Annotated in this window: 20 protein-coding genes; 13 read left to right on the top strand and 7 right to left on the bottom strand. The window is 74.1% G+C overall.

Translation table 11 applies throughout. From position 1 onward, the window contains the following. Positions 1 to 10 precede the first annotated feature (10 nt). The 5 genes from CHF15_RS15565 to CHF15_RS15545 all read left to right on the top strand — a co-directional run bounded on the left by CHF15_RS15565 (position 11) and on the right by CHF15_RS15545 (position 4,744). A complete protein-coding gene (locus CHF15_RS15565; protein WP_089224465.1) occupies positions 11 to 1,564 on the top strand; it encodes a family 20 glycosylhydrolase in 1,554 nt (517 codons plus the stop codon). A gap of 239 nt (positions 1,565 to 1,803) precedes the next feature. After that, on the top strand, positions 1,804 to 2,331 hold the full coding sequence (locus CHF15_RS15560) for an RNA polymerase sigma factor (protein ID WP_089224464.1): 528 nt from the start codon (positions 1,804 to 1,806) through the stop codon (positions 2,329 to 2,331). Between the two features lie 51 nt (positions 2,332 to 2,382). Further along, positions 2,383 to 3,015, top strand: coding sequence for an RNA polymerase sigma factor (locus tag CHF15_RS15555; RefSeq protein ID WP_245938838.1), 633 nt, complete (start codon positions 2,383 to 2,385; stop codon positions 3,013 to 3,015). Continuing rightward, positions 3,012 to 4,121, top strand: a complete 1,110-nt coding sequence (locus CHF15_RS15550; RefSeq protein WP_089224360.1) for a hypothetical protein — start codon at positions 3,012 to 3,014, stop codon at positions 4,119 to 4,121. The genes CHF15_RS15555 and CHF15_RS15550 overlap by 4 nt, the downstream gene beginning before the upstream one ends. 197 nt (positions 4,122 to 4,318) lie before the next feature. Continuing rightward, positions 4,319 to 4,744: an SRPBCC family protein gene (locus CHF15_RS15545; protein WP_089224463.1), complete on the top strand. Its 426-nt coding sequence runs from the start codon at positions 4,319 to 4,321 to the stop codon at positions 4,742 to 4,744. On the opposite strand, the gene CHF15_RS15540 is transcribed toward CHF15_RS15545, so the two are convergent. After that, positions 4,735 to 5,628, bottom strand: a complete 894-nt coding sequence (locus CHF15_RS15540; protein WP_089224359.1) for a L,D-transpeptidase family protein — start codon at positions 5,626 to 5,628, stop codon at positions 4,735 to 4,737. The genes CHF15_RS15545 and CHF15_RS15540 overlap by 10 nt on opposite strands. Before the next feature lie 123 nt (positions 5,629 to 5,751). On the opposite strand from CHF15_RS15540, the gene CHF15_RS15535 reads away from it, so the two are divergent. Further along, positions 5,752 to 7,332: an acyl-CoA mutase large subunit family protein gene (locus tag CHF15_RS15535; RefSeq protein WP_089224358.1), complete on the top strand. Its 1,581-nt coding sequence runs from the start codon at positions 5,752 to 5,754 to the stop codon at positions 7,330 to 7,332. A gap of 1 nt (position 7,333) precedes the next feature. On the opposite strand, the gene CHF15_RS15530 is transcribed toward CHF15_RS15535, so the two are convergent. After that, positions 7,334 to 8,794, bottom strand: a complete 1,461-nt coding sequence (locus tag CHF15_RS15530) for an FAD-dependent monooxygenase (protein ID WP_089224357.1) — start codon at positions 8,792 to 8,794, stop codon at positions 7,334 to 7,336. Between the two features lie 66 nt (positions 8,795 to 8,860). Here CHF15_RS15530 and CHF15_RS15525 point away from each other — a divergent pair, with 66 nt between their 5' ends. Continuing rightward, the gene (locus CHF15_RS15525; RefSeq protein ID WP_089224356.1) at positions 8,861 to 9,520 is read left to right on the top strand and encodes a TetR/AcrR family transcriptional regulator C-terminal domain-containing protein; all 660 of its coding nucleotides are present in this window, start codon (positions 8,861 to 8,863) and stop codon (positions 9,518 to 9,520) included. A gap of 94 nt (positions 9,521 to 9,614) precedes the next feature. On the opposite strand, the gene CHF15_RS15520 is transcribed toward CHF15_RS15525, so the two are convergent. Beyond that, positions 9,615 to 10,958, bottom strand: a complete 1,344-nt coding sequence (locus CHF15_RS15520) for a polysialyltransferase family glycosyltransferase (protein WP_089224355.1) — start codon at positions 10,956 to 10,958, stop codon at positions 9,615 to 9,617. Then, positions 10,958 to 11,938, bottom strand: coding sequence for a glycosyltransferase family 2 protein (locus CHF15_RS15515; RefSeq protein ID WP_089224462.1), 981 nt, complete (start codon positions 11,936 to 11,938; stop codon positions 10,958 to 10,960). Before CHF15_RS15515 ends, CHF15_RS15520 begins: the two co-directional genes overlap by 1 nt. Before the next feature lie 187 nt (positions 11,939 to 12,125). On the opposite strand from CHF15_RS15515, the gene CHF15_RS15510 reads away from it, so the two are divergent. From CHF15_RS15510 to CHF15_RS15495, 4 genes are read left to right on the top strand one after another with little or no spacing between them, the layout of a single operon-like run. After that, complete coding sequence (locus CHF15_RS15510; RefSeq protein WP_089224354.1) at positions 12,126 to 13,433, top strand: DUF6716 putative glycosyltransferase; 1,308 nt, start codon at positions 12,126 to 12,128, stop codon at positions 13,431 to 13,433. Between the two features lie 29 nt (positions 13,434 to 13,462). Further along, a complete protein-coding gene (locus CHF15_RS15505; RefSeq protein ID WP_089224353.1) occupies positions 13,463 to 14,749 on the top strand; it encodes an acylneuraminate cytidylyltransferase in 1,287 nt (428 codons plus the stop codon). Beyond that, the gene (locus CHF15_RS15500) at positions 14,746 to 15,702 is read left to right on the top strand and encodes an N-acetylneuraminate synthase family protein (protein ID WP_089224352.1); all 957 of its coding nucleotides are present in this window, start codon (positions 14,746 to 14,748) and stop codon (positions 15,700 to 15,702) included. The genes CHF15_RS15505 and CHF15_RS15500 overlap by 4 nt, the downstream gene beginning before the upstream one ends. A 3-nt stretch (positions 15,703 to 15,705) precedes the next feature. Continuing rightward, a complete protein-coding gene (locus CHF15_RS15495; protein ID WP_089224351.1) occupies positions 15,706 to 16,821 on the top strand; it encodes a hypothetical protein in 1,116 nt (371 codons plus the stop codon). Positions 16,822 to 16,851: 30 nt separating this feature from the next. On the opposite strand, the gene CHF15_RS15490 is transcribed toward CHF15_RS15495, so the two are convergent. The 3 genes from CHF15_RS15490 to CHF15_RS15480 are packed head-to-tail and all read right to left on the bottom strand — an operon-like array spanning position 16,852 to position 19,995. Beyond that, positions 16,852 to 17,766, bottom strand: coding sequence for a SecDF P1 head subdomain-containing protein (locus CHF15_RS15490; RefSeq protein ID WP_089224350.1), 915 nt, complete (start codon positions 17,764 to 17,766; stop codon positions 16,852 to 16,854). Continuing rightward, on the bottom strand, positions 17,759 to 18,145 hold the full coding sequence (locus CHF15_RS15485; RefSeq protein ID WP_089224349.1) for a hypothetical protein: 387 nt from the start codon (positions 18,143 to 18,145) through the stop codon (positions 17,759 to 17,761). The genes CHF15_RS15490 and CHF15_RS15485 overlap by 8 nt, the downstream gene beginning before the upstream one ends. After that, positions 18,145 to 19,995, bottom strand: a complete 1,851-nt coding sequence (locus tag CHF15_RS15480) for a hypothetical protein (RefSeq protein WP_089224348.1) — start codon at positions 19,993 to 19,995, stop codon at positions 18,145 to 18,147. Before CHF15_RS15480 ends, CHF15_RS15485 begins: the two co-directional genes overlap by 1 nt. Positions 19,996 to 20,201: 206 nt before the next feature. On the opposite strand from CHF15_RS15480, the gene CHF15_RS15475 reads away from it, so the two are divergent. After that, a complete protein-coding gene (locus CHF15_RS15475; RefSeq protein WP_089224347.1) occupies positions 20,202 to 21,764 on the top strand; it encodes a glycosyltransferase in 1,563 nt (520 codons plus the stop codon). Positions 21,765 to 22,053: 289 nt separating this feature from the next. Beyond that, the gene (locus CHF15_RS15470; protein ID WP_089224346.1) at positions 22,054 to 23,256 is read left to right on the top strand and encodes a M20 family metallopeptidase; all 1,203 of its coding nucleotides are present in this window, start codon (positions 22,054 to 22,056) and stop codon (positions 23,254 to 23,256) included. The last annotated feature ends 63 nt before the right edge of the window (positions 23,257 to 23,319 follow it).

The following is a 23,319-nucleotide window of genomic DNA, read 5'->3' as shown; positions in this document are numbered from 1 at the left end:
CATGTGGCAGATGCGGGCGAAACGTGCGTCGGCGTACGCGGCGACGGCCGTACTGACCGCTGTGCTCGGGGCCGGTCCGGCGCTCGCCGCACCGGCGGCGACGACCGCCGCCCGCGCCCCGCAGGCAGGGGATGCGGGCACGTCCGCCGGGTTCCCGTCGATCCCCGCCGTCCGTTCCTTCGTCCCCGCCACCGGTGCGCCGGCCTTCGTGCCGGGACCCGGCTCGCGGGTGGTGGCGCCCGCCGGGAGCGCCGTGGAGGACGAGGCGCGGCTGCTCGCGGAGGAGCTCCGACGGCCGTACGCCAGTGGGCCGGCCAGGCCGGGGGACATCTCACTTTCACTCGAACGGAGTAATTCGGGACCGGAGTCGTACGAGATGACAACGTCGGCCGACGGGGTGACAGTACGCGCCGGCACCGACACCGGGATCTTCTACGGCACCCGCACCCTCCTGCAGGCGGTCCGTTCGACCGGACGGGTGCCGGCCGGCACCGTCGAGGACCGCCCGGACCGCGGGGAGCGCGGGCTGATGATCGACATCGGCCGCAAGTACTTCACCCGTGAGTGGCTGGAGGCCAGGGTCCGCGAGCTGGGTGACCTGAAGTACAACCAGCTCCACCTCCACCTCAGCGACGACCAGGGCTTCCGCGTGCAGAGCGACAGCCACCCCGAGATCGTCTCGGCCCGGCACCTGTCCAAGGAGGACATCCGCGCCGTGGTCGACCTCGCCGCGCAGCGGCACATCACCGTCGTCCCCGAGATCGACAGCCCCGGCCACATGGGCGCGGTGCTCGACGCCCACCCGGACCTCCAGCTGCGTTCCGCGGACGGCACGCCGGTGCGCGGGGCGCTCGACATCTCCCGGCCCGGCGCGGCGGACGTCGTCGACGACCTGATCGAGGAGTACGCGCCGCTCTTCCCCGGTACCTACTGGCACATCGGCGGGGACGAGTACGGACCGCTCGTGGCGGGCGACCCGGAGGCGTCCTTCCCGCAGATCACCGCGTACGCGCGCGAGCGGTACGGCCCGGACGCGGGCGTGGCCGACGCGGCGGCCGGCTGGCTCAACGACCGCGCCGCCACGCTGCGGTCGCTCGGCAAACGGGTCGAGGCCTGGAACGACGGCTTCTCCGGCGGCGCCCGGGTCGCCGCGGACCCGGACCGGGTGGTGGCCTACTGGTCCAGCAACAAACTGCGCGGACGGCTGCCCGAGGAGTACCTGCGCGAGGGCCGGCAGCTGGTCAACCTCAACTCCTGGTACCTCTACTACGTCCTCGGCGCCCCGGAGAACTTCCCCTACCCCAGCGGACGGCGCATCTACGAGGAGTGGACCCCGGCCGTCGTCTACCGGGACGACGCCGTGCCGGCGGAGTTCGCGGGACCCGACCGCATCCTCGGCGCGCGGCTGGCCGTCTGGTGCGACCGGGCGGACGCCCAGACCGAGGACGAGGTCGCGGCCGGTATCCGGATGCCGCTGCGCGCGCTGACCCAGAAGCTCTGGGACCCCGGGCAGCCGGTCCTGAGCTGGCAGGACTTCACCGCCCTCGCCGACAGGGCGGGCTGAGCGGCCGCATGGGGCGCACTCAGGTGAAGCGGCCGAAGTCCGCCTCCCCCCACAGGAGCGTCTCCGGCCGCTTCTGATTGTTAAAGCGTCTACGAGGCCGAAAATGTCACACCCATCGCCAGGGCGGCCCGACAGGTGTGACGATTCAGTGCGAATCCACGCTGTGCAGGACGCCGGCGAGTCGAGAGGACGGTGTGGCCAGCAACGGGGGGCGCCACGATCCGCGGACCGACCGCGACATGGAGCTCGGGGCCGCGGTGGGGCGCGCCCAGGGCGGGGACGAGGACGCCTTCGCGGTGGTGTACCGGCTTCTCCAGCCGCTGCTGTTCGGTTATGTGCGCGGCCTCGTCGGCGACGACGCGGAGGACGTCACCTCCGAGGCCTGGCTCGAAATCGCCCGCGACCTCGGCCGGTTCCGCGGCGACGGGGCGGGGTTCCGGGGCTGGGCGGCGACCATAGCCCGGCACCGCGCCCTGGACCACCTGCGGCGCCAGGACGCCAGGCCGCGCGCCCACCCGCTGGACGCCGAACTGCTGGACCTCCCCGCGGCCGGGGACACCGCCGACCGCGCGCTGGAGGCGCTCGCCACCGAACGCGCGCTCTCCCTGATCGCCTCGCTGCCGCCCGACCAGGCGGAGGCGGTCCTGCTGCGCGTCGTCGTCGGGCTCGACGCGGCGTCCGCCGCCCGGGTGCTGGGCAAGCGGGCGGGAGCGGTCCGCACGGCGGCGTACCGCGGCCTCAAGCGGCTCGCCCGGCTGCTGTCCTGACCCTTGGTGACCGGCCGGTAGCCGCCCCCGGGGGCCCTGCGGGCGACCACGATGGGGCAGTATGGTGCGCGATTCCGTGGGGGAGGCTCGAACGTGGATTTGGCGACCGCGGTACGCGCGGCGCAAGAGGGGGACGAGGACGGCTTCCGGTTCGTGTACCGAGCGGTGCAGCCGCAACTGCTGCAGTACGTACGCTCACTGGTCGGCGCGGCGGACGCCGAGGACGTGGCGTCGGAGGCGTGGTTGCAGATAGCGCGTGATCTGCCGGGTTTCAGCGGTGACGGCGACGCGGTGCGCGGCTGGACGGCCCGTGTCGCACGCAACCGGGCGCTGGACCACCTGCGGGCGGTCGGCCGCCGGCCGCTCGCCGCCGCCGGGGTGGAGGAACTGCTCGACCGGCCCGCCGTCTCGGACACCGCCGAGGAGGCCGTCGCCGCGGTGGGCACCGGTGCCGCGCTGGCCGCCATCGCCGCCCTTCCCCAGGACCAGGCCGAGGCCGTGCTGCTGCGCGTGGTGATGGGCCTGGACTCCCGGTCGGCGGCCGAGGTCGTCGGCAAGAGGCCCGGTGCGATGCGCATGGCCACCAGTCGAGGCCTGCGCCGTCTCGCCGAACTGCTGGATTCCGACGGCGGGTCGTCGAGTGTGACGTTTTCGGCGCCCCGAACGCTTGAGGACATGAGATGAGCGATAACCGAGGACACGACTGGCTGGACGACGCCACCGCCGAGCGGTTGCTGCGGGGTGCCCACGGTGACGGTCCCGCGGAGCGGACCTGGCGCGACGAGCGGGCCGCCGCCCTGGCGGGGCTGCTGGCCGCCGCCGCGGCTCCCGCGCCCGTCGACCCGGAACGCGAGGAGGCGGCCGTCGCCGCGTTTCGCGCCGCGCGCGACGACGCGCTCGCCGCGGGCTCCGCGGACGTCCGCGCCGGCACGGCCGACGACTGGTCGCCCGGTGCGGGCGCGGGCGCGGTGTCCCGGCGCGGACGGAGCCGGACGGCCCGTCACTCCGGATCGCTGACGGGGACGTTGATCGCGACCGCCGCGGTGGCGGGGGTGGGTGTGGCGGCCGCCGCCGGCGCGCTGCCCGCCCTGCTCGGCCACGGCGTGCCGGATCCGGCACCGGTCCACACCCAGGGCGCGGCCACGGCGGCCTCGGACAGCGGTTCGCCGTCCCCCGGCCGTACGGCCCCGTCGGCCTCGACCACTCCCGGTCCCGGCTCCGGTCCGGGCCGCGACCGTCCGGCGGGCGGTGCGGGCGCCACCCACGGCACCGTCCTGCCCGTTCTCCCCGGTGGGCCCGCCGGGACGCCGCCCTCCCCGCCGGCCGTGGACCACAAGGTGCTGTGCCGTGCGTACGCCGCGGCGGGACGGCACCGCAAGAACGCCGACGAACAGGCCTACAAGCAGCTGCGGCAAGCGGCGGGCGGCGGACGGCACCAGGTCCGCCGCTACTGCGCCGGGGTGCTCGGCCTTCCTCCCGGGCGCGTGGGGACGACCGGCAAGGCGGGCGAGGCCGGCGAGGCCGGCAAGGGGAACGAGCGGGGCGACGACGCCCAGGACGGCCGCGGCCGTCTGAAGAATCGTTCCGGCGGACACCACCGCCACGGGGACCACGGCCCGCGCGGCAGCGCCGGGAGCGCACCGGCCTTCCGGGCGGGCCCGTCCGCCCCGACCTCCCGTGCCGTCCCGTCGCCGCGTGCCGTCCCGACCTCCCGTACCGCCCCGTCGCCCCGTGCCGTCGTCCCGACCGAGGGCCGGCCCGGACCGCGTCCCGGCCACGGAGGCGACTGACACCTCCCGGCCGCCGCGGGTGTGACACTTTCGGCCTCCCGTGCGCTTTAACCAGTAGACCGACTGGTCATCGGTCGAGGGGTCGCCCGGTCCCCCCGTATCGGGCCCCCAACGAGGGACGTGGGCGGAGCGCTTTCCCCCCGCTCCGCCCGCGTCCTCACGTGGTGCCGCAGGACCGGCGGCGTAGGGTCGACGACGTGATCTTCCGGATCGAGCGGCACTCCCCGCTCCCCGCCGCCGAGGCCTGGCGCCGGGTCACCGACTGGGAACGCCACGCCGCGCTGGTCCCGTTCACCACCGCCGTCGTCACGGGGGAGCGGTCGTTCACGGCGCGCACCGGCCTCGGGCGGGCGATCGTCGACGACCCCATGGAGATCGTGCGCTGGGAGCCGCCGGACGCGGGCCGCCCCGGGCGGTGCCGGCTGGAGAAGCGCGGCCGGACCGTGCTCGGCTGGGCCGAGATCGAGGTGTGGCCGCGGCAGGACGGGGGCTCCCGTGTGGTGTGGCGCGAGGACCTGCGGGTGCGCCCGCTGCCGGGGGCGTTCGACCGGCCCACCGCGTGGGCCGGCCGGTTGCTCTTCGGGCGGGCGCTGGACGGGCTCCTGGCCCGGGCTCACCAGTAGACGACGACCTTGTCGCCGACCCGCACCTGGTCGAAGAGCGCCGAGATCCTGCCGAGGTCGCGCACGTTGACGCAGCCGTGCGAGGCCCCCGCGTAGCCGCGGGCGGCGAAGTCGGAGGAGTAGTGCACCGCCTGGCCGCCGCTGAAGAACATCGCGTACGGCATGGGCGTGTGGTAGATCGTCGACACGTGGTTCCGGCTCTTGGCGAAGACGCTGAAGGTGCCCTCGCGGGTGGGCGTGTACTGGGAGCCGAACCGGACGTCCATCGCCGAGACGACCTTGCCGTTCACGACCCAGGCCAGGGTGCGGCTGGTCTTGCTGACGCACAGCACGCGGCCGGTCATGCAGCGCGGGTCGAGCTTCGCGACCGTGTTGGCGGTCGGCGGGTACATGGCGTCGTGCGTGGGCTGCCGGGTGACCGAGCGCAGCTTCGCCCAGGTCTTGTCGGTGACGGTGCCCGAGGCGGGCAGCTTGTTGCGGGTCTGGAAGGCGCGCACCGCGGAGGCGGTGACGTCGCCGTAGTAGCCGGTGGGATTCTGGCCGAAGAGGCCGAGCTGCTTCAGCCGGGCCTGCAGCTCGCGCACCCGGGCGCTGTTGCTGCCCCGGGCGATGACGACGACCGCCCGGGGGGTGCGGTCGGCCTTCGGCTTCTTGGTGGCGGACGGCGAGGCCGTCGGCGAGGGGGAGCCGCTGCTCGGCGCCGCGCTCGGAGTCGGGCTCGGGCTCGCGGAGGGGCTCGCCGTGGAGCCGGAGGTGTCCTGTGCCGCGGAGGCCCTGGCCGTGGGCTCGCTCGCCTGGGCCGTACAGCCGGCGAGGAGGGCCCCGGTGAGAAGCGCGGCGGCCGCGACCGCCGCGCGTGATCTTGTGACGGATATGAGTGCCACTGCGTCCCCCTGGAGTGAGTCGGTACACCCTTTGACTGATTTCCCCGGCATGTAGTTGCACGGGCCAGGTCACGGTTCGCCGCACACTGAGGAAAGGGGGCCGAGCCGCTGGAGGCATGACGCATGGCACGCGAGTCCGAATCCGGTCTGCCGATCGAGCCCGTCTACGGCCCCGACGCCCTGGACGGCTGGGACCCGGGCGCACGGCTCGGTGAGCCGGGCGGCTACCCGTACACCCGCGGTGTGCACCCGACGATGTACACCACCCGGCCCTGGACGATGCGCCAGTACGCGGGCTTCGGCACCGCCGCCGAGTCCAACGCCCGCTACCGGCAGCTGATCGCCCACGGCACCACCGGGCTGTCCGTCGCCTTCGACCTGCCGACCCAGATGGGCCACGACAGCGACGCCCCCCTCGCCCACGGCGAGGTCGGCAAGGTCGGCGTGGCCGTCGACTCGGTCGAGGACATGCGGGTGCTGTTCGACGGCATCCCGCTGGACCGGGTCTCCACCTCGATGACGATCAACGCGCCCGCCGCCCTGCTGCTGCTGATGTACCAGCTGGTCGGCGAGGAGCAGGGGGTGCCCGCGGACCGGCTCACCGGCACGATCCAGAACGACGTGCTCAAGGAGTACATCGCCCGCGGTACCTACATCTTCCCGCCCAAGCCCTCGCTGCGGCTCGTCGCGGACCTCTTCCGCTACTGCCGTGCGGAGATCCCGCGGTGGAACACCATCTCCATCTCCGGCTACCACATGGCCGAGGCCGGCGCCTCGCCCGCGCAGGAGATCGCCTTCACCCTCGCCGACGGCATCGAGTACGTCCGCACCGCCCTCGCCGCGGGCATGGACGTCGACGACTTCGCGCCGCGGCTGTCCTTCTTCTTCGTCTCGCGCACGACCCTCCTGGAGGAGGTCGCCAAGTTCCGTGCCGCCCGCCGCATCTGGGCCCGTGTGATGCGCGAGGAGTTCGGGGCGCGGAACCCCAGGTCGCAGATGCTGCGCTTCCACACCCAGACCGCGGGCGTCCAGCTCACCGCGCAGCAGCCGGAGGTGAACCTGGTGCGGGTCGCCGTCCAGGGGCTGGCGGCGGTGCTGGGCGGCACGCAGTCGCTGCACACCAACTCCTTCGACGAGGCGATCGCGCTCCCCACCGAGAAGTCCGCCCGGCTCGCGCTGCGCACCCAGCAGGTCCTGGCGTACGAGACCGACGTGACGGCGACCGTGGACCCCTTCGCCGGCTCCTACGTCGTGGAGTCGATGACCGACGAGCTCGAGACGGCCGCCCTGGAGCTGATGGCGAAGGTGGAGGAGCACGGCGGGGCGGTGGGCGCGATCGAGAGCGGCTTCCAGAAAGGCGAGATCGAGCGCAACGCGTACCGGATCGCCCGGGAGACCGACTCCGGGGAGCGGGTGGTCGTCGGCGTCAACCGCTTCCGGCTGGAGGCCGAAGAGCGCTACGAGCCGCTGCGCGTCGACCCGGCGATCGAGGCGGCGCAGGTGGAGCGGCTGGCCGCGCTGCGGGCCGGGCGCGACGGACGCGCCGTGGAAGCGGCGTTGTCCGCGCTGCGGAAGGCCGCCGAGGGCACGGAGGACGTCCTGTACCCGATGAGGGACGCCCTCCGTGCCCGCGCGACGGTGGGCGAGGTCTGCGGCGCGCTCCGCGAGGTCTGGGGGACGTACGTCCCCTCGGACGCGTTCTGAGTCACCCGGTGAAGCCGGCGAGCCAGGCGGTGACGCGCTCCGGGTCGTGCGTGGCGAGGCCGACGTAGCCGTCCGGGCGGATCACGAACAGGCCCTCGCCGCAGGTGCGGTGGACCGCGCTCCCGGGCCCGGCGCGGTGCGCGCGGGCGAAGCCGGGCAGCGCCGCGGGCGGTTCGGCGCCGGCGGCCAGCACCGTGAAGTGGGGGCCGCGCAGGACGTCGAAGAGCCGCCCGCCGCCGGTGAGGGGTGCGTCGGGCGCGCGGTCCCCGGCCCGCAGGGCGTCCTCGGCGAGGCCCTCGCGGGTCTCGGCGGTGAGCGGGCCGTCGCGGTAGCCGAGACCGAGCTGGTGGACCTCGGCGCTCCGCTGGCTCATCGGCCGGCCTGCGCTGATGGTGCTGCGGTGCAGGTGGGTGCTCATGCCGAGGACGTCGGCGGCGACCGGCAGCCGCTCCTGCTCGTAGCTGTCCAGCAGCCCGGCCGCGGCGCCGTGCCGCAGCACCTGGCCGAGCTTCCAGCCGAGGTTGTAGGCGTCCTGGATACCGGTGTTGAGGCCCTGGCCGCCCGCGGGGGAGTGGATGTGGGCGGCGTCCCCGGCGAGCAGGACCCGGCCCTCCCGGAAGCGCTCGGCCAGGGCGGCACGCGGCCGGAAGTCGGAGCTCCACATGACTTCGAGCACGTCGTCGGCCGACAGGTGGGTACGCCGCTCGACGGCCTTGCGCACGCCGTCCGGTGAGGTGTCAGGGCGCTCCGCGCCGGCCGGGTACGTCGCGACGAACTGGAAGTCCCGCTCCGTGCCGCCCATCGGGAAGGCGACGGCGCCGGTGTCGTCCGGGCCCCGCCACACGTGGGTGTGCTCGCGGTCCAGGGCGGTCAGCCGCACGTCGGCGACGAGCATCGGGGCGGGGTCGACGGTCTCGCCGTGCATGGCGATGCCCAGGGCCCTGCGCACGGCGCTGCGCCCGCCGTCGGCGGCGACCAGGTACGCCGCCCGCACGGTCGTGCCGTCGCCCAGTTCCGCGGTCACGTCCTCCGCGTCCTGGGTGAGACCGGTGAGTCCGGCGCCGAAGCGGACCGAGCCGCCCAGTTCGCGCAGCCGCGCGTACAGGATCTCCTGGGTGCGCCACTGGGGGACCATCCACGTCGCGCCGTAGGGGGCGGCGGGGGTGGCGGGCACCCGCTCGAACATCTCCCACTCGTGGACCGGGCGGCCGTCCTGCCAGACGCGGCCCTGCGGGTAGGGGCCGCCCGACGCGAGGACGGACCCGATCACGCCGAGGTCGTCCAGCACCTCCAGCGAGCGGGGTTGCAGCCCCTTGCCCCGCGAGCCGGGGAACAACCGGTCGGAGCGCTCCACGACGAGCGCGGGCACCCCGCGGCGGGCGAGGTCGATGCCGAGGGCGAGTCCGGTGGGGCCGGCCCCGGCGATGAGGACGCCCGTTTCCTTAACGCTGTTAAGTTCCATGCCTCGAGCGTTCCCTTAACGGTGTTAAATTGTCAAGGGGTACCGGCTGACCGACAGGATGGGCACGTGGCAGCGACGCGACTGGACCGCGACAAGGTGGTGGAGACCGCCCTCGGCCTGCTGAACGAGGAGGGGCTCGAGGGGCTGACCCTGCGCCGGCTCGCCAAGGAGCTCCAGGTGCAGGCACCGGCGCTGTACTGGCACTTCGCCAACAAGCAGGCCCTGCTCGACGCCATGGCCACCCGTATGCTGCGGCAGATGCTGGAGGGCGGCATGGGCCAGGAGGTCCCCGGCTCCGACTGGCGTGACTGGATCGCCACCGCCTGCCGCGGCACCCGTCGGGCCCTGCTGGCCTACCGGGACGGCGCCAAGGTGTTCAGCGGTACGCACCTCACCGACGACAGCCACGCGGGCGCCCTGGAGCGCTACCTGGGCGCCTTCGTCGAGCAGGGGTTCCGCGTCGAGGACGCCGTCGACGCGTGGTTCACCGCGTACACCTTCACCATCGGCTTCGTGATCGAGGAGCAGGCCGTGCAGCAGCTGCCCGGCCGGCGCGACCCGCGCTACGACACCGACGAGCGGCGGGCCCGTCTCGGCGGGGAGTTCCCGCTGGTGGGCGAGGCCGGCCGGGAGATGTTCGACCACTACGACGCGCGCTTCGAGACCGGGCTGCGGATCCTCGTCGCGGGCATCGAGGGGACCCTCGCCCCGGACGGCGCGCGGTAGTCGCCCACACGCTCGTCATTTCCGGTCGTCGGCACGCCGAGGGCCGGCGCGGCATTCAGCGCCGGCCCTGGCGGCCCGTCCCCGACCGCCGCGGTCAGCGGCGGGACGCGACGCGCTTGATGCGCCGCGCGACCCTGCGCACGGCCGGGTTGTCCGGCAGGAAGGCCAGTTGCGAGGGCACCGCTCCGGGCAGTGCCAGCGACGCCAGCCGGCGCCGGCTGAAGTAGCGCCAGGTGCCGGCGTCCAGGTTGTCCGTCAGGTAGCGGACCGCGTCGTCCCGCAGGGGCGCGTACGTCTGGGGCTGCATGCAGTAGCCCACGGCGCGCAGCAGCGGCGTCAGGTCGCGCGCGACCTGCTCCGCCGTCGGCGGCCGCCAGGTCCGCGTCGCCTGCAGGTCCTCCAGGTCCGGCAGGAGGCGGTCGGCGATCGTGACGGGCACGCGGTTGCTGTTCGGGTACGGCGACAGCCGCTCCAGCACCAGTCCCGTGCCGACGCGCGCGACCGGCAGCCCGTACAGGGCGGACGCGGTGAACAGCGCGGTGGAGAAGCAGCCGGCGACCAGCCGCGGGCGGACCCGCAGGAAGAGCACCTCGGCCGGCTCCGACGCCCCGGCCACGGTCAGCTCGGCGCCCAGCGCCTCCGCCTCCCGCTCCAGCCGCCGCGACCAGTGCGCGGGCGCCGTCGGATGCGGCTTGAAGACCACCGTCCGGTGGCCCGCCGCGACCGCGCCGCGCACCATGCCGACGTGCAGTTCCTCCTCCTCGGCGGCGGTGAGGATGTCCAGCGCCGACAGGTACTGGCCGAGCAGCAGTGCGCCGCCCTCGGGGAGCGGAGCCGGGGCCGTGTCGTACTCCGCGATCTCCGCGAGGACCGCGGTGAAGGCGTCCGCGGGGACGAGCCCGGCCGGTACGTCGTGCTCCGACAGCAGCAGCGGCCGCAGCCCGGGGACCAGGTCCAGGTGCAGCACCCGGTCGACCCGGGTCGTGACCAGCGAATCCAGCCGGTCCCGGGTCGGGCCGTAGACCATGAGCCCGTCGGCGTACACCTCGACGGGCGCGCCGGGGAAGACGTTCACCAGCGCCAGGGCCGGCTCGACGTGCAGCGACTCGACGACCAGCTCGACCTCGTCCTCGCCCAGGCCCCACAGACGCCGCAGATGGCGCTCCCACAGCGGTACGTCCTCGGGGCGGGGCGACCAGCCCGACGGGTGCAGCGGGGCGATCGTGTCGTTCCAGGAGAGCACCCGGTCGAAGCGGCCGCGCAGGGCGCCGAAGCCCGGTGCCGCGTCCAGCGCCGGCGAGATCTCGGGTACGGGGGCGTTGTTGCTGACCAGCAGCAGCCTGCGGTCGGCCGGGGCGAACAGCCCGGCGTCCAGCGCGGCCGCCACCGTGGCGGCGCCGAACAGCGTCGACGCCAGGAACACCTGGGTGCGGGGCATCAGGCGGCCACCGCCCCGGCGACGCGAAGACGCCTGCGCGTCCGGCGCAGCAGCACGCTGCGCTTCATGTCCATCGAGTCCAGCACCTCGTTCAGGATCTCCTGCGGCATCTGCTTCAGGGCGGCCGCGCTCATCGCCTTCAGTCTGCGCGCGACCTGGGGCTCGTAGCGGCCCATGGCGCCCAGGTGGTGGGCGATCACCGCGCAGTAGGTGCGCACGGCCTTGGGAAGGAAGCGGTCCGCGTCGGGGTCCGCCGCGGTCTCGGCGAGGACCTGGTCGAAGGAGCGGACGAAGTCCAGCTGCCGGACGTCGCCGATCTGCGTGAGCGAGGTGGCCACCCCGCGCCGGTAGAAGACGCCCAGCAGGCCCACCACCGCGAAGGACTTCGCCTCGCGGTGCAGCCGCCAGATCCACGGCCGGTCCTCGGCCGTGCGCAGTCCGTCGGGGAAGTGCAGCAGCCCCGCGTCGACCAGCCGCCGGTGGTAGATGCCGGCCCAGGCGTAGGGGTAGTCCACCGAGGTCGTGCGGTCGGCGGGGAGGATCGCCTCGCGTGGGTCGAGGGCGACCCCGCGGCGGCCGTGCGGCACCCGGGCGACCGTGCGCCTGCGCCCGTGCGAGACGACGTGGTCGGTGCGCACGAAGTCGGTGCCGAGGGTCTCGATCGCCTCCAGCAGGCGGGGCAGGTAGCCCTCGGCCAGCCAGTCGTCGCCGTCGAGGAAGGTCAGGTACTCGCCCCGGGCGGCGTCGATACCGGTGTTGCGGGCGGTGGCGAGTCCGCCGTTCCTCTCGTGGGAGACGAGTATCGCCCCGGGCAGGTCGGGCAGCGCGCGCTCGAGGATTCCCGGGGTGTCATCCGTAGCGCAGTCGTTCACGAGAATGAACTCGAAATCCGCGCGTGCATTCGCGCGGAGGCTCCGCAACATGTCAGGAGCGAATGCCTGCACGTTGTAGAACGGGACGATGACGGAGAGCTTAACCACGTCGCGCACCCTATGGGCCGGCTCGTCCCCTGCCCTGACGCCTCCCCCACCCCGAGGTGAACGCAAGATGGCGGATTAGTGAATCCGTCGCCCCGGGCGGCCGATTCTTCATTCGGCGGCATGTTGTTAACCGTCCGTTGGCGTTGCGTTGGATACCCGCTCGGAATGGATTCCTAGCGTCTGCGGCGTGCCAGCAAGTACCGCCGACCCGATCAGGGTCACCGTCCTCGCCGACTCGGACACCCGATGGAAATGGGGTGCGCTGACGGCGCGCCGCATCGCCCCGGAGGCGCGGCTCGACGCCCGCCTGCTCCGTGGCCGGGCGACACCGACCGAGCGCCAGCTCGCCGAGGTCGGCATTCCCGCGGACTCGATGCGCGAGGTCACCGCGGCACAGTTCCTGGCCGGGATCTCCCGCGACACCGCGGACGTCGTCGTGCTCTCCTGCGTCGGCGGCACCGTCCAGGCCATGCTGCACGGTCTCGCCCGCGCCTGGCAGGGCGCCCCCCGCCGTCCGGTCGTCGTCACCGGCTACGTCGGGGTCGTCTACGAGAAGCTCGCGGACGGGCTCCTGCTGCGGGCCGGCGCCGACGCGGTGCTGGCCAACAGCGCACACGACGCGCAGCGCTTCCGCGAGGTCTACGGGGGAGTCGGCGCCGACGCCGGGACGGTCGTCGAGACCGCCCTGCCCTTCCTGGAGGGCAAGCCCTACGAGCCCTCAGGGGAGCGGCCGTTCACCGTGGTCTTCGCCGTCCAGCCCTCCGTGCCGGACAGCCGCAAGGACCGTACGTACCTGCTGCGCCGCGCGGTGGACCACGCGCGCTTCCACCCGGAGCGCGAGGTCCTGGTCAAGCTGCGCAGCAAGCCCGGTGAGCACACCACGCACATCGAGGAACAGCCGTACCAGAAGCTGGTGTCCAAGCTGGACCCGCCGAAGAACCTCAAGCTCGTCTACGGGCACATGGGCGAGGTCCTGGACCGCACCGACCTGCTGGTCACGGTGAGTTCGACGGCGGCGCTGGAGTCCATGCACCGCGGCATCCCCACGGCCGTCCTCACCGACCTCGGGATCCGCGAGGCGCTGGGCAACCACCACTTCCTCGGTTCCGGGGCCTACGCCTCCTGGGACCAGATCGACTCCGGCGAGGTGCCGAGGGTGCACCCCGAGTGGGCCCGCGCCCAGGGCATCGCCTCCGGCGGCGACCCCTTCCGGACCGTGCGCGAGCGCGTCACCGAACTGGCCGCCGCCCCCGGGCTCCCGCCGCTGGCGCCGTACTACACGACCGTCACCGCGCCCGGCTATCTGCCCGGAGTGCTCGCCCGCCACGGCCTCGACCCGAAGGGCGAGCCCCTGCCCGGCGCCGCGACCGAGCCCGCCGAGTCCAGCGCCCTGCGCCGGACCGTGCGCGACATCGCGCGCAACTCCGCGCGCGCCGCGTACCGCCAGGGCGTGCAGCGCGTCGCGCCCGTGATCCGCAGGTGGGGTCAGCTGTGAACCCGCCCCCCAAGTCGCAAGGAGCCACCATGCCAACGGTGTTGGCCGTCATTCCCGCCCGCGGCGGCTCGAAGGGCGTACCCGGCAAGAACCTCGCCACGGTCGGCGGAGTGCCGCTGGTCGCCCGCGCCGTGCAGGCCTGCCGTGAGGCCGCGCTCGTCACCGACGTCGTGGTCTCCACCGACGACCCCGCCATCGCCGACGCGGCCCGCACCGCCGGCGCCGAGGTCGTCCTGCGCCCGGCCGCCATCGCCGGGGACACCGCGACCAGCGAGGCCGCGGTCCTGCACGCGATGGACGCGCACGAGGCGATGACCGGGCGCGGCGCGGACGTGGTGCTGCTCGTCCAGTGCACCAGCCCGTTCATCACCACCGAGGACGTCAACGGCGTGGCCGCCGCGGTCGTCGAGGACGGGGCGGACACGGCCGTGACCGTGGCCCCCTTCCACGGCTTCATCTGGCGCGACGCCGCCGACCAGATCGGTGCCGCCGCCGCGGCCGCCGACGAGGCCGCCGAGGGCGGCCGGTCCCGTACGACGGTGGCCGCCGCGACCGGCGGCTACGGCGTCAACCACGACAAGGCCCACCGCCCGCGCCGCCAGGACCGGCCGCAGGACCTGCTGGAGACCGGCGCCGCCTACGCGATGCGCGTCCCGGGCTTCCGCGAGGCGAAGCACCGCTTCTTCGGCCACACCGCGCTGGTGCGCACCGACCCCGCCAAGGTCCTGGAGGTCGACGAGCCGGACGACCTGGCCCGCGCCCGCGCCCTGGCCCCGCTGCTCGACCCCGCGACGGAGACCGCCACCGAGGCGCCGGCGCACCCGACCCGCGACGACGTCGACGCGGTCGTACTCGACTTCGACGGCACCCAGACCGACGACACGGTGCTGGTCGACTCCGAAGGACGCGAGGCCGTCACCGTGCACCGCGGTGACGGGCTCGGGATCGCCGCCCTGCGCGACAACGGCCTGCCCGTCCTGATCCTGTCCACGGAGACCAACCCGGTCGTCGCCGCGCGGGCCCGCAAGCTCAAGGTCCCCGTGCTCCACGGCATCGACCGCAAGGACCTCGCACTCAAGCAGTGGTGCGAGGAGCAAGGAATCGCCCCCGAGCGGGTCCTGTACGTCGGCAACGACGTCAACGACCTCGGCTGCTTCGCGCTCGTCGGCTGGCCCACGGCCGTCGCCAACGCGCACGACATCGTCAAGGACGCCGCCCGCTCCGTCACCGCAACGCCCGGAGGACGCGGAGCCATCCGCGAGATCGCCTCGTGGATCCTCGGCCCCTCTCTTTCCCGAAGGGAACTCTCCCAGTGACCACCACCAACGCCCGCCTTCGTCCGATCGGCGACCGCCTGGTCGGCCCCGGCCAGCCCGTCTACGTCACCGGCGAGATCGGCATCAACCACAACGGCTCCCTCGAGGACGCCTTCGCCCTGATCGACGCGGCCGTCGAGGCCGGCGCCGACGGTGTGAAGTTCCAGAAGCGCACCCCGGAGATCTGCACTCCGCGCGACCAGTGGGACATCGAGCGGGACACCCCGTGGGGCCGGATGACCTACATCGACTACCGCCACAAGGTGGAGTTCGGTGAGGACGAGTACCGCGCGATCGACGAGTACTGCACCAAGAAGGGCATCGACTGGTTCGCCTCCCCGTGGGACGTCCCCTCGGTCGAGTTCCTGGAGAAGTTCGAGAACGTCCGGGTCCACAAGGTCGCCTCGGCCTCGCTCACGGACGACGAGCTGCTGCGCGCCCTGCGCGCCACCGGCAAGACGGTCATCCTCTCGACCGGCATGTCGACCCCGAAGCAGATCCGCCACGCGGTGGAGGTGCTCGGCAGCGAGAACATCATCCTGTGCCACGCCACGTCGACCTACCCGGCGAAGCACGAGGAGCTCAACCTGCGGATGATCAACACCCTGCAGAGCGAGTTCCCGAACGTGCCGGTCGGCTACTCCGGTCACGAGATCGGCCTGCAGACCACCCTCGCGGCCGTCGCCCTGGGCGCCGTCTTCGTCGAGCGTCACATCACCCTCGACCGCGCCAACTGGGGCTCGGACCAGGCCGCTTCCGTCGAGCCGCAGGGTCTGGACCGCCTGGTCCGCGACATCCGCATCATCGAGCAGGCGCTCGGCGACGGTGTCAAGAAGGTCTACGAGGGCGAGCTCGGCCCGATGAAGAAGCTGCGGCGCGTGCCCGGCATCATCGCCGAGCAGGAGGCGGCGCAGGCCGCGGCCGCCGCCGAGCCCGAGACGGTGTCGGCCTGATCCATGAGCGACAGCGGCACTCTGGCACTCGTAGAGAGCCCCGTTCAGCTGCTCAACGTGCTGGAGTGGGCGCATGTTCACCCGCCCGCGGTGCCCACACCGCGGCCCGGGACGGCGAAGGCCGTCCCGGGCCCGGTGGCGCCCGGGCGGCCGCTCACCATCGTCGCCCTCGCCCCGCGTGACCCCATGACGCGAGGTCAGCTCCGTCGCATGACGGAACTGGCGATGGACGAGGGCATCACCGTGCGCTGGTGCGAGGCCCGCTCCTCCCGGGGCTCGCTGCTGCGCACCGCCGCCGAACTGACCCCGGCCCTGCGGGCCGCGGGACGGATCGTCCTCGGTGACCCCTTCTCCCGGCTGGTGCAGGTGCTCCTGCCGCTGAGCCGGGCGAAGGAGATCACCGTCGTGGACGACGGCACGGCGACCATGGAGTTCACCGAACTCCTCGCCAAGGGTGCCCGGCTCGTCCGGTGGCACCGCAGCGGCCGCCGGCTGTCGCCGGCGGACGCGGCCTTCGGCGTCTTCGCCTCGGCCGCCCGGCGCCGCCTCACCCCAGGCGCCGGGCGGCGTGTCGAGCTGTTCAGCTCGATGCCCGCCTCGCCTCCCCCCGGGATGGCGCTGCGGGCCAACCGCTTCGCCTGGACCCGGGCGCGGTTCGGCCCGCCCACCGTCAGCGCCGGCACCGACATCGTCGGCACCTCCCTGGTGGAGACCGGGGTGGTCGACCCCGAGCGCTATCTGACCGCCGTCGCCGCCCTGACCCGGGCGCACGGTGCCACCCGCTACTTCGCGCACCGCCGGGAGAGCGCCGACAAGCTGCACCGGCTGACGGCGGAGACCGGACTGCAGATCGTCCGGCCCGACCTGCCGCTGGAACTGATCGCCCGCCGCGGCCCGATCGGCCACACGGTGCTGAGCTTCCCCTCCACGGTCGTGCACACCCTGCCGCTCGCCCTGGAGGGCACCGGCGTCAAGATCACGGTCTGCGACGTCGACCCCGAGTGGCTGACCGACCAGGCCTCGCCGCGGGCCCAGAGCTTCCTGTCCGGGATCACCGGCAGCGCCCGCGACCTGCACGGTCTGGCCTCGGTGGCCTCGGGCACGGCCCCGGGCAACTGAGGCCGGCCCGCCGGCCGGACCCACCCGGGGTCAGCGCGTCACGGAGGTGACCTCCATCTCCGTCGGCAGGCTGCCGCTGCTCAACTGGGCGGCCAGCCGGCCGGCGGAGCTGCGGGTCCAGTTGCCGGTGATCACGGCGGTGCCGCCGGTGATGGCCGAGTTGACCAGCGGCGCCGAGAGCACCGTGCCGTCCAGCACCATCGCGCACTGGTTCGCCGGGCTCAGCTGCGCCGCGAGGCGCCCGGTGAGGTCGGCGAACTTCCGCGCGCCGCCGCTGCCGAAGGTCAGCCGGATCTGCCAGCCGGTGGTGTTCTGGGTATCCAGCACGGCCTCCGCGTGGCTGATCTCGGTGCCGCTCAGGGCGGCCGGGCCGAGCAGATACTTCGCCCAGGCGCCGCTCTCGGCCCGCTCGGCGCAGGCCACGGCCCACCGTGTGTCGCCCTGCTGGTGGTCGACCCGCTGGGCGGGCACCGAGCAGTCCAGGGCGGTGTACTCCGCGCTGCCGGGCACCGAGCCGTCGCCGGAACCGCCGCCGGAACCGCCGCCGGAACCGCCGCCGGGCCCGGACGGTGGCGCGGACGTGCCGCCGCCGGAGGCCTCCAGCAGCACCACCGGCCGGAAGACCAGGACCGCGGGCTTCCCCAGCGAGGCGATGGCCTGCTCGCTCCCTCCGCGCAGGGAGAGGGTGACCCGCCCGCCGTCCGCCTTCACGGTGACGTCCTCGTAGCCGAAGCCCTCGGCACGCCGGCCCATGAGGTCGGCGATCTGCCGCAGCCGCGCCGCGTCCACGGGCTCGCGCGGGGTGAACACCGCCGTCGTGCGGGAACCTTCGGCGGACGCGCCCGAGCCCTCGCCCTCCCCCGGCAGCGAGCACCCCGCTGCCAGCGCCGCGCAGCAGACCGCCAGCGCCGCCGTCCGCCGCCCGCGGCGTGGGCGCTCACCCACCGGTGATCGCCCGTACGCTCTCGTGGACCGCCGTGACCAGCCCGGTCAGCGCGGTGGCGTCGCCCACGAGGGCCCGCAGCCGGGTCAGCCGCTCGCCCACCCGCCGCCCGTCCACCCGCTCCGCCTCCCCCGCCAGGAGGTCGTCCGCGAGGGCGTCGGCCTCCTCCCGGGCGGCCTGCGTGCCCTCCGACGCGTCCAGGCGGCGGCGCAGTTCGGCGATCGCGGCGAGCGCCGTACGCAGCGACTCGGCGGCCGTGCCGTCCGCGCCGTCCTTGCGCGCGTACGCCCCGCGCCCGGCGGCCAGGGCCGAGTCGCCGACCCGGGCGTCGCCCCCGATCACGATGCCGTGGTTGATCCGCGGACCCGGATCCCGCGGCATCACTTCGCGCTCCCCTCGGTACCCGGCCCGGCCGGGGCCGGCCGGCCGCCGGTGGAGATCGCCGCGGCGCCGGAGCCCGCCGCGATGCTGCCGCTCATGGAGCCGCCGGTCATCATGATCCCCTGGTTCAGGATGACGTTGCGGTGTTGCGTCAGATCCCCCCGTTCCAGGCCGTGTTCGGCCAGGAACTCGGCGAGCGTGCCGAGGATCTGCAGCTCGATCTGCTTGCCGACGCGCGTGACGTCCACCTTCTGGAAGAAGTCGCGGTAGGCGTGCGAGGAGGCCAGCTCCCGCAGGCTGATCCGGGCGCCGAAGTCATAGCGGCGGTCGTCCGTGATGGCCGTCCGCTGCGTCTGAAGGGCCCGTTCGCGCCGGGAGGCGGTGCGCAGTTCGGCGTAGGCGTTGGGGAGCGCGGACATCAGCACCGAGCGGCTGTGCAGCAGCGCGTCGGCGAGGCCGGGGGCGGCCTCCTCGGCCTCCTCGGGACGGGAGACGGAGTCGGCGACCCGGTAAGCCTCCCGGACCGGGGTCAGCACCAGGGTGTTGGCCTGCAGATACAGCGTCGCCCCGCTCACCGCGGTCTGGACGAAGACCGACAGCACCAGGTCCGTCCCCCAGCTGCGCACCTGCGCGGCCAGGCAGTGCCGCACGGGGCCGTCGACGACGCCGCGGGCCGCCGCGATGCGCTCCGAGGAGAGCTGGTCGGCCGGCCTGCCCTCGGGCGGCCACCGGCCCGCGGCGCCAGGCCAGAACACGGCCTCCCCGAAGAGGGCGTTCTGCCGCAGTTCCGTGCCGTGGACGAAGACCTTCTCCGTGACCTCCAGACCGGGGATCCGGTCCACCGGGGAGGCCGCGGCCGCGCGCAGGGCGTCCAGGTCGTCGGCCAGCCGCCGGACCAGCCCGGCCGTGTCGAAGGGCACCGCATCAGGCTCCTGCCCGGAGCCCGGTTCGTGGCCCTCGGGGGTGAGCCGCATCGCGAAGGACCACGAGGTGACCTCGTCACCCGCCCCCACGAAGGGCCGGTAGCCGCTGTAGACGACCAGGTTCGCGTCACCGCCCACGGAGGACTGCGGCAGCCCCGCCGCCCCGGGGTCGCGGGGCGGCTCCTGCGCGGAGGAGCCGAAGGCCTCACGGGTCAGCTGCTCGCGGATGGCCTTCCACGCCGCGTTGCGCTGCTCCCAGGTGAGCAGCCACGGCCAGCCGACCAGCAGCACCAGCGTCAGCAGGAAGGTCACCACCGGTCCGGCGCTCGGCCAGAACGGCACCAGCGCACTCAGCCAGGAGGCCGCCAGCAGGACGGCGAGCTGCACCGCCAGGGCCCGCAGCACCGCCATGACGGCCGGATCGCGCTGTCCCTCCCGGAGCCGGCGCCGCCTCGGCGCCACCGAGCCCGTCTGCGCCCCGCCCCCGGGGAGGAAGGAGGTGGCGAACCAGTAGGCGAGCGTGGCCACCGGGGAGACCAGCAGCGACAGGACGAAGGCGGCCCCGACGGCCAGATCCCGCTTGCGGAGGTCGCGCAGGGTCTGCTCGGCGTGGGCGCCGACCCGGTCGAGGTCGACGCCGTAGGAAGGGGCGCAGGCCCGGTAGCGCTCGTGCCCCAGCTCGTGCACCACCCGCCGCGCGAACCCCTCGTCCAGGCGCGCCCCCGCGCACATGTACCGGGTCGACGCGCTCCAGTCCTCCTCGGCCCCGTACGGCACCGCGGACACCCCCCGCGGCGTCCGCGCGCCGCCGGGCGTGTGCGCGGGGCGGGGCGGCGGCACCGCGGCCGCACCCCCGTCGTCGGCGCCGTACGCCTCCGTGTCCCCGGTGGCCCCCGTGCTCCCGGCGCCCGGGTATCGCGATGTCACACGCCCCACCCCATTTCCCCTCGTCACACCAGTCTGGAGGCCGGTGACGAACTCCCGAAAGGCGTGGCAAGGGGGAAAACCGGCCGCGCCGGGGCGCGTTGAAGTGCGGGGGCGCGCAAGAGCGCGCGGACCGGCGGCCGGTGTCGTTCCTCTCTCCGCAAGATCCACTTCACCGAGCGGTCACCCGAACCCGGTTGTCTTGATCCATGGCAACGGCAGCGAGGTCCGCGCCGCGCGTCGCGGTCCTCGCGGACAGCGCGCTCGACGGTGACTCCCGGGCGCACCGCGTGGCGGCGGCGGCGGTCGCCGCGGGGTACGAGGTCACGCTCATCGGCCGCGCCGCCGAAGGGCCGGCCGGCGCGACCGGCACCGCGCCCGCGGGCGTGCGGCTGCTCCGCGTCACCGTCGCCGAGACGCTCCACCGCAGGCGGCTCCAGCGCCCCCGTCCGGGCCTGCGGCACGTCCTCGCCTACCGCAGCGCCGATTCGCACGCCTTCCGCAACGCACTGCTCACCGCCCACGCGGCCCTGCTGGCCTCCCGCGGGGCCGAGCTGGACGTGATCCACCGCCCTTTACCGCTGAAGGCCGGTGCCCGGCTGGTCCACGCGGGCAGCCGGTTCCGGCACATGCTGCGCCGGGCCTGGACGGCGCTGCGCTCGGCGCAGTACCGCGCCGCGGTCCGCCGCCGCGCCACCCCCGGGCGAGCCCTCGAGAGCGCCGCCGCCACCGCGACCCGGCTGCTGCTCGGCAAGCGCTGCTGGCGCCGGCTCGACCCGCTCCTGCTCGACCTCGAGATCGCCTACGGCCCGGTCCTCGACGAACTGCGCCCGCACCTCGTGCACGCCCTGGGCCACCGCACCCTGGGCACCGCCGTGCGGGCCGCGATGCGCGCCGAGGGAACCGGCCACCGGGTGGAGGTGGTCTGGGACACCACCGCCGAGGGCGAGGCCTCCCGCCGCGCCGCCGTCGCCCGCGACGCCCACGAGCGCAGTTACGCACCGCTCACCGACGGCGTCGTCACCGTCGCCGACACCTACGCCGACCGCCTCCGCGAGCGCCACGGGCTGCCCGCACGCCCCGCGGTGGCCCGCAACACCCCGCCGTACGAGCCGCTGCCCTCCCCGCCGCCACCCGGGGTCCGCGACCGCTGCCACCTCGCCCCCGAGGTCCCGCTGCTGGTCCACAGCGGCGCCGCCGGCCCCGCCCGCGGCCTGCTCACGGTCGTCGACGCGCTGCCCAAGCTGTACGACCTGCACGCCGCGCTGATCGTCCCCGACCCCGAGGACCCCTGGATCCGCACTCTCGCCGGCCGGGCCGCCGAGCTCGGCGTGGCCCGCCGGCTGCACGTGCTGCCGTATGTGCCGCCCGCCGAGATCCCGCGCTTCCTGTCCTCGGCGGACATCGGCGTGCTCCCCGTGCACCGGCTCCCCGACCGGCAGGTCGCGCTCCCGGCCCGCTACTTCGAGTACGCGCACGCCCGGCTGCCCGTGGTGGTCAGCGACGTCCGCGTGCTGGCCCGCCCGACCCTGGAGATCGGCAACGGCGAGGTCTTCCGCTGCGGGGACACCGCCGACTTCGTCCGGGCCGTCGGCGCCGTGCTGACCAACCCGCGCCGCTACCGCAAGGCGTACGAACGCGGGGACGTCCTGCGCGAGTGGTCCTGGCAGCAGCAGGCCGAGCCGCTCATCGACCTCTACGCGCGCCTGCTGGGACCGCGCCGCCCCTCCCCGGAGCTGTCCGCCTCCGACGCCCCCGTCGCCCTGGCCTGAACCGCCCCGGCCGGGGACGTCCGCCGCCCCCACCGCTTCCCGCCTGGGCCGTTCCGGGCCGCTCACAGAGCGTTGCCTCGCGGCCGGGCGATCGTTGGGCCACTATGGAGTGGCGAGGGATAAACCAGGTTCTTACCCCTGTACGGGGCGGGGTACGCGCCGAACGGGGGAGTTTTTCTTCCTCGCGCGGCATGAATTTACGGCGATCTAGCGATCGGGAGTACAGATGCGGTCTAGCCTGTCGGAGGTGAACGACTCAGCCTCCGAACCCTCCGAAAATCCCGTGCCAGTGGCGCCCACGGTTCCCGCCGCACCCGAAGGTGCGCTGCTGGGGGTGGTGCCCGAGCGGCTGCGGGCCGAACTCGTGGCGTTCCGGCGGGACCTGCACATGAACCCCGAGCTGGGCCGGCAGGAGTTCCGTACCACCGCCGCGGTCAAGGCGCGCCTGGAGCAGGCCGGTCTCAAGCCCCGTGTGATGCCCGGCGGCACCGGGCTGCTGTGCGACATCGGCGCCACCGACCCCGAGCGTCCGCGGCTGGCGCTGCGCGCGGATCTGGACGCGCTCCCGATCCCGGACACCAAGCGCGTGGAGTACCGTTCGACCGTGCCCGGCCGGGCGCACGCCTGCGGCCACGACGTGCACACCACGGTGGTGCTCGGAGCCGGCCTGGTACTGGCGGAGCTGGAGCGCGAGGGCAAGCTGAGGCGTCCGGTACGGCTGGTGTTCCAGCCGGCCGAGGAGGTCATGCCGGGTGGCGCGCTGGACGCCATCAAGGCGAAGGCGCTGGACGGCGTGGGCCGGATCCTGGCCCTGCACTGCGACCCGAAGGTCGAGGTCGGGCGGATCGGGCTGCGGCAGGGGCCGATCACCTCCGCCGTGGACCGGCTGGAGCTCTCCCTGGACGGCGCGGGCGGTCACACGGCCCGCCCCCACCTCACCACCGACCTGGTGACGGCCGCCGCCAAGATGGCCACCGAGCTGCCGGCCGTGCTGGCCCGCCGGATCGACCCCCGGGCCGGGATGAGCATCGTGTGGGGCCGTATCGAGGCCGGCCACGCCGCCAACGTCATCCCGCAGCACGCCGAGTTGGAGGGCACGGTCCGCTGCCTGGACCTGAACGCCTGGCACGAGGCCCCCGACCTGGTCCACGAGGTGATCGACCAGGTGGCCGCGATGTACCGGGCGAAGTGGGAGCTGACCTACCACCGCGGGGTGCCCCCGGTGGTGAACGAGGCGGATTCGACCGAGCTGCTGCGCGACGCCATGACGGCCCGTTACGGCGCGCACACGGTCGAGGACACGGAGCAGAGTCTCGGCGGCGAGGACTTCTCCTGGTACCTGGAGCAGGTTCCGGGCGCGCTGGCGAGGTTGGGCGTACGGCCCGTTGGGGACACGTCAAAGCGTGATCTGCATCAAGGTGACTTCGACGTCGACGAGGGCGCGATCAAGGTCGGCGTGGAGCTCTTCACCTCCGCTGCGCTGCTGGCATGACGGTGGGTGACCCGGCCGACACGGCCGGGTCACCTGGCCGAAATGCGACGATCCGATAACGGG

The sequence above is a fragment of the Actinacidiphila glaucinigra genome, assembly GCF_900188405.1.
In the GTDB taxonomy this organism is placed as follows: Bacteria; Actinomycetota; Actinomycetes; order Streptomycetales; family Streptomycetaceae; genus Actinacidiphila; species Actinacidiphila glaucinigra.
This window is presented reverse-complemented; position numbering and strand designations above follow the sequence as displayed.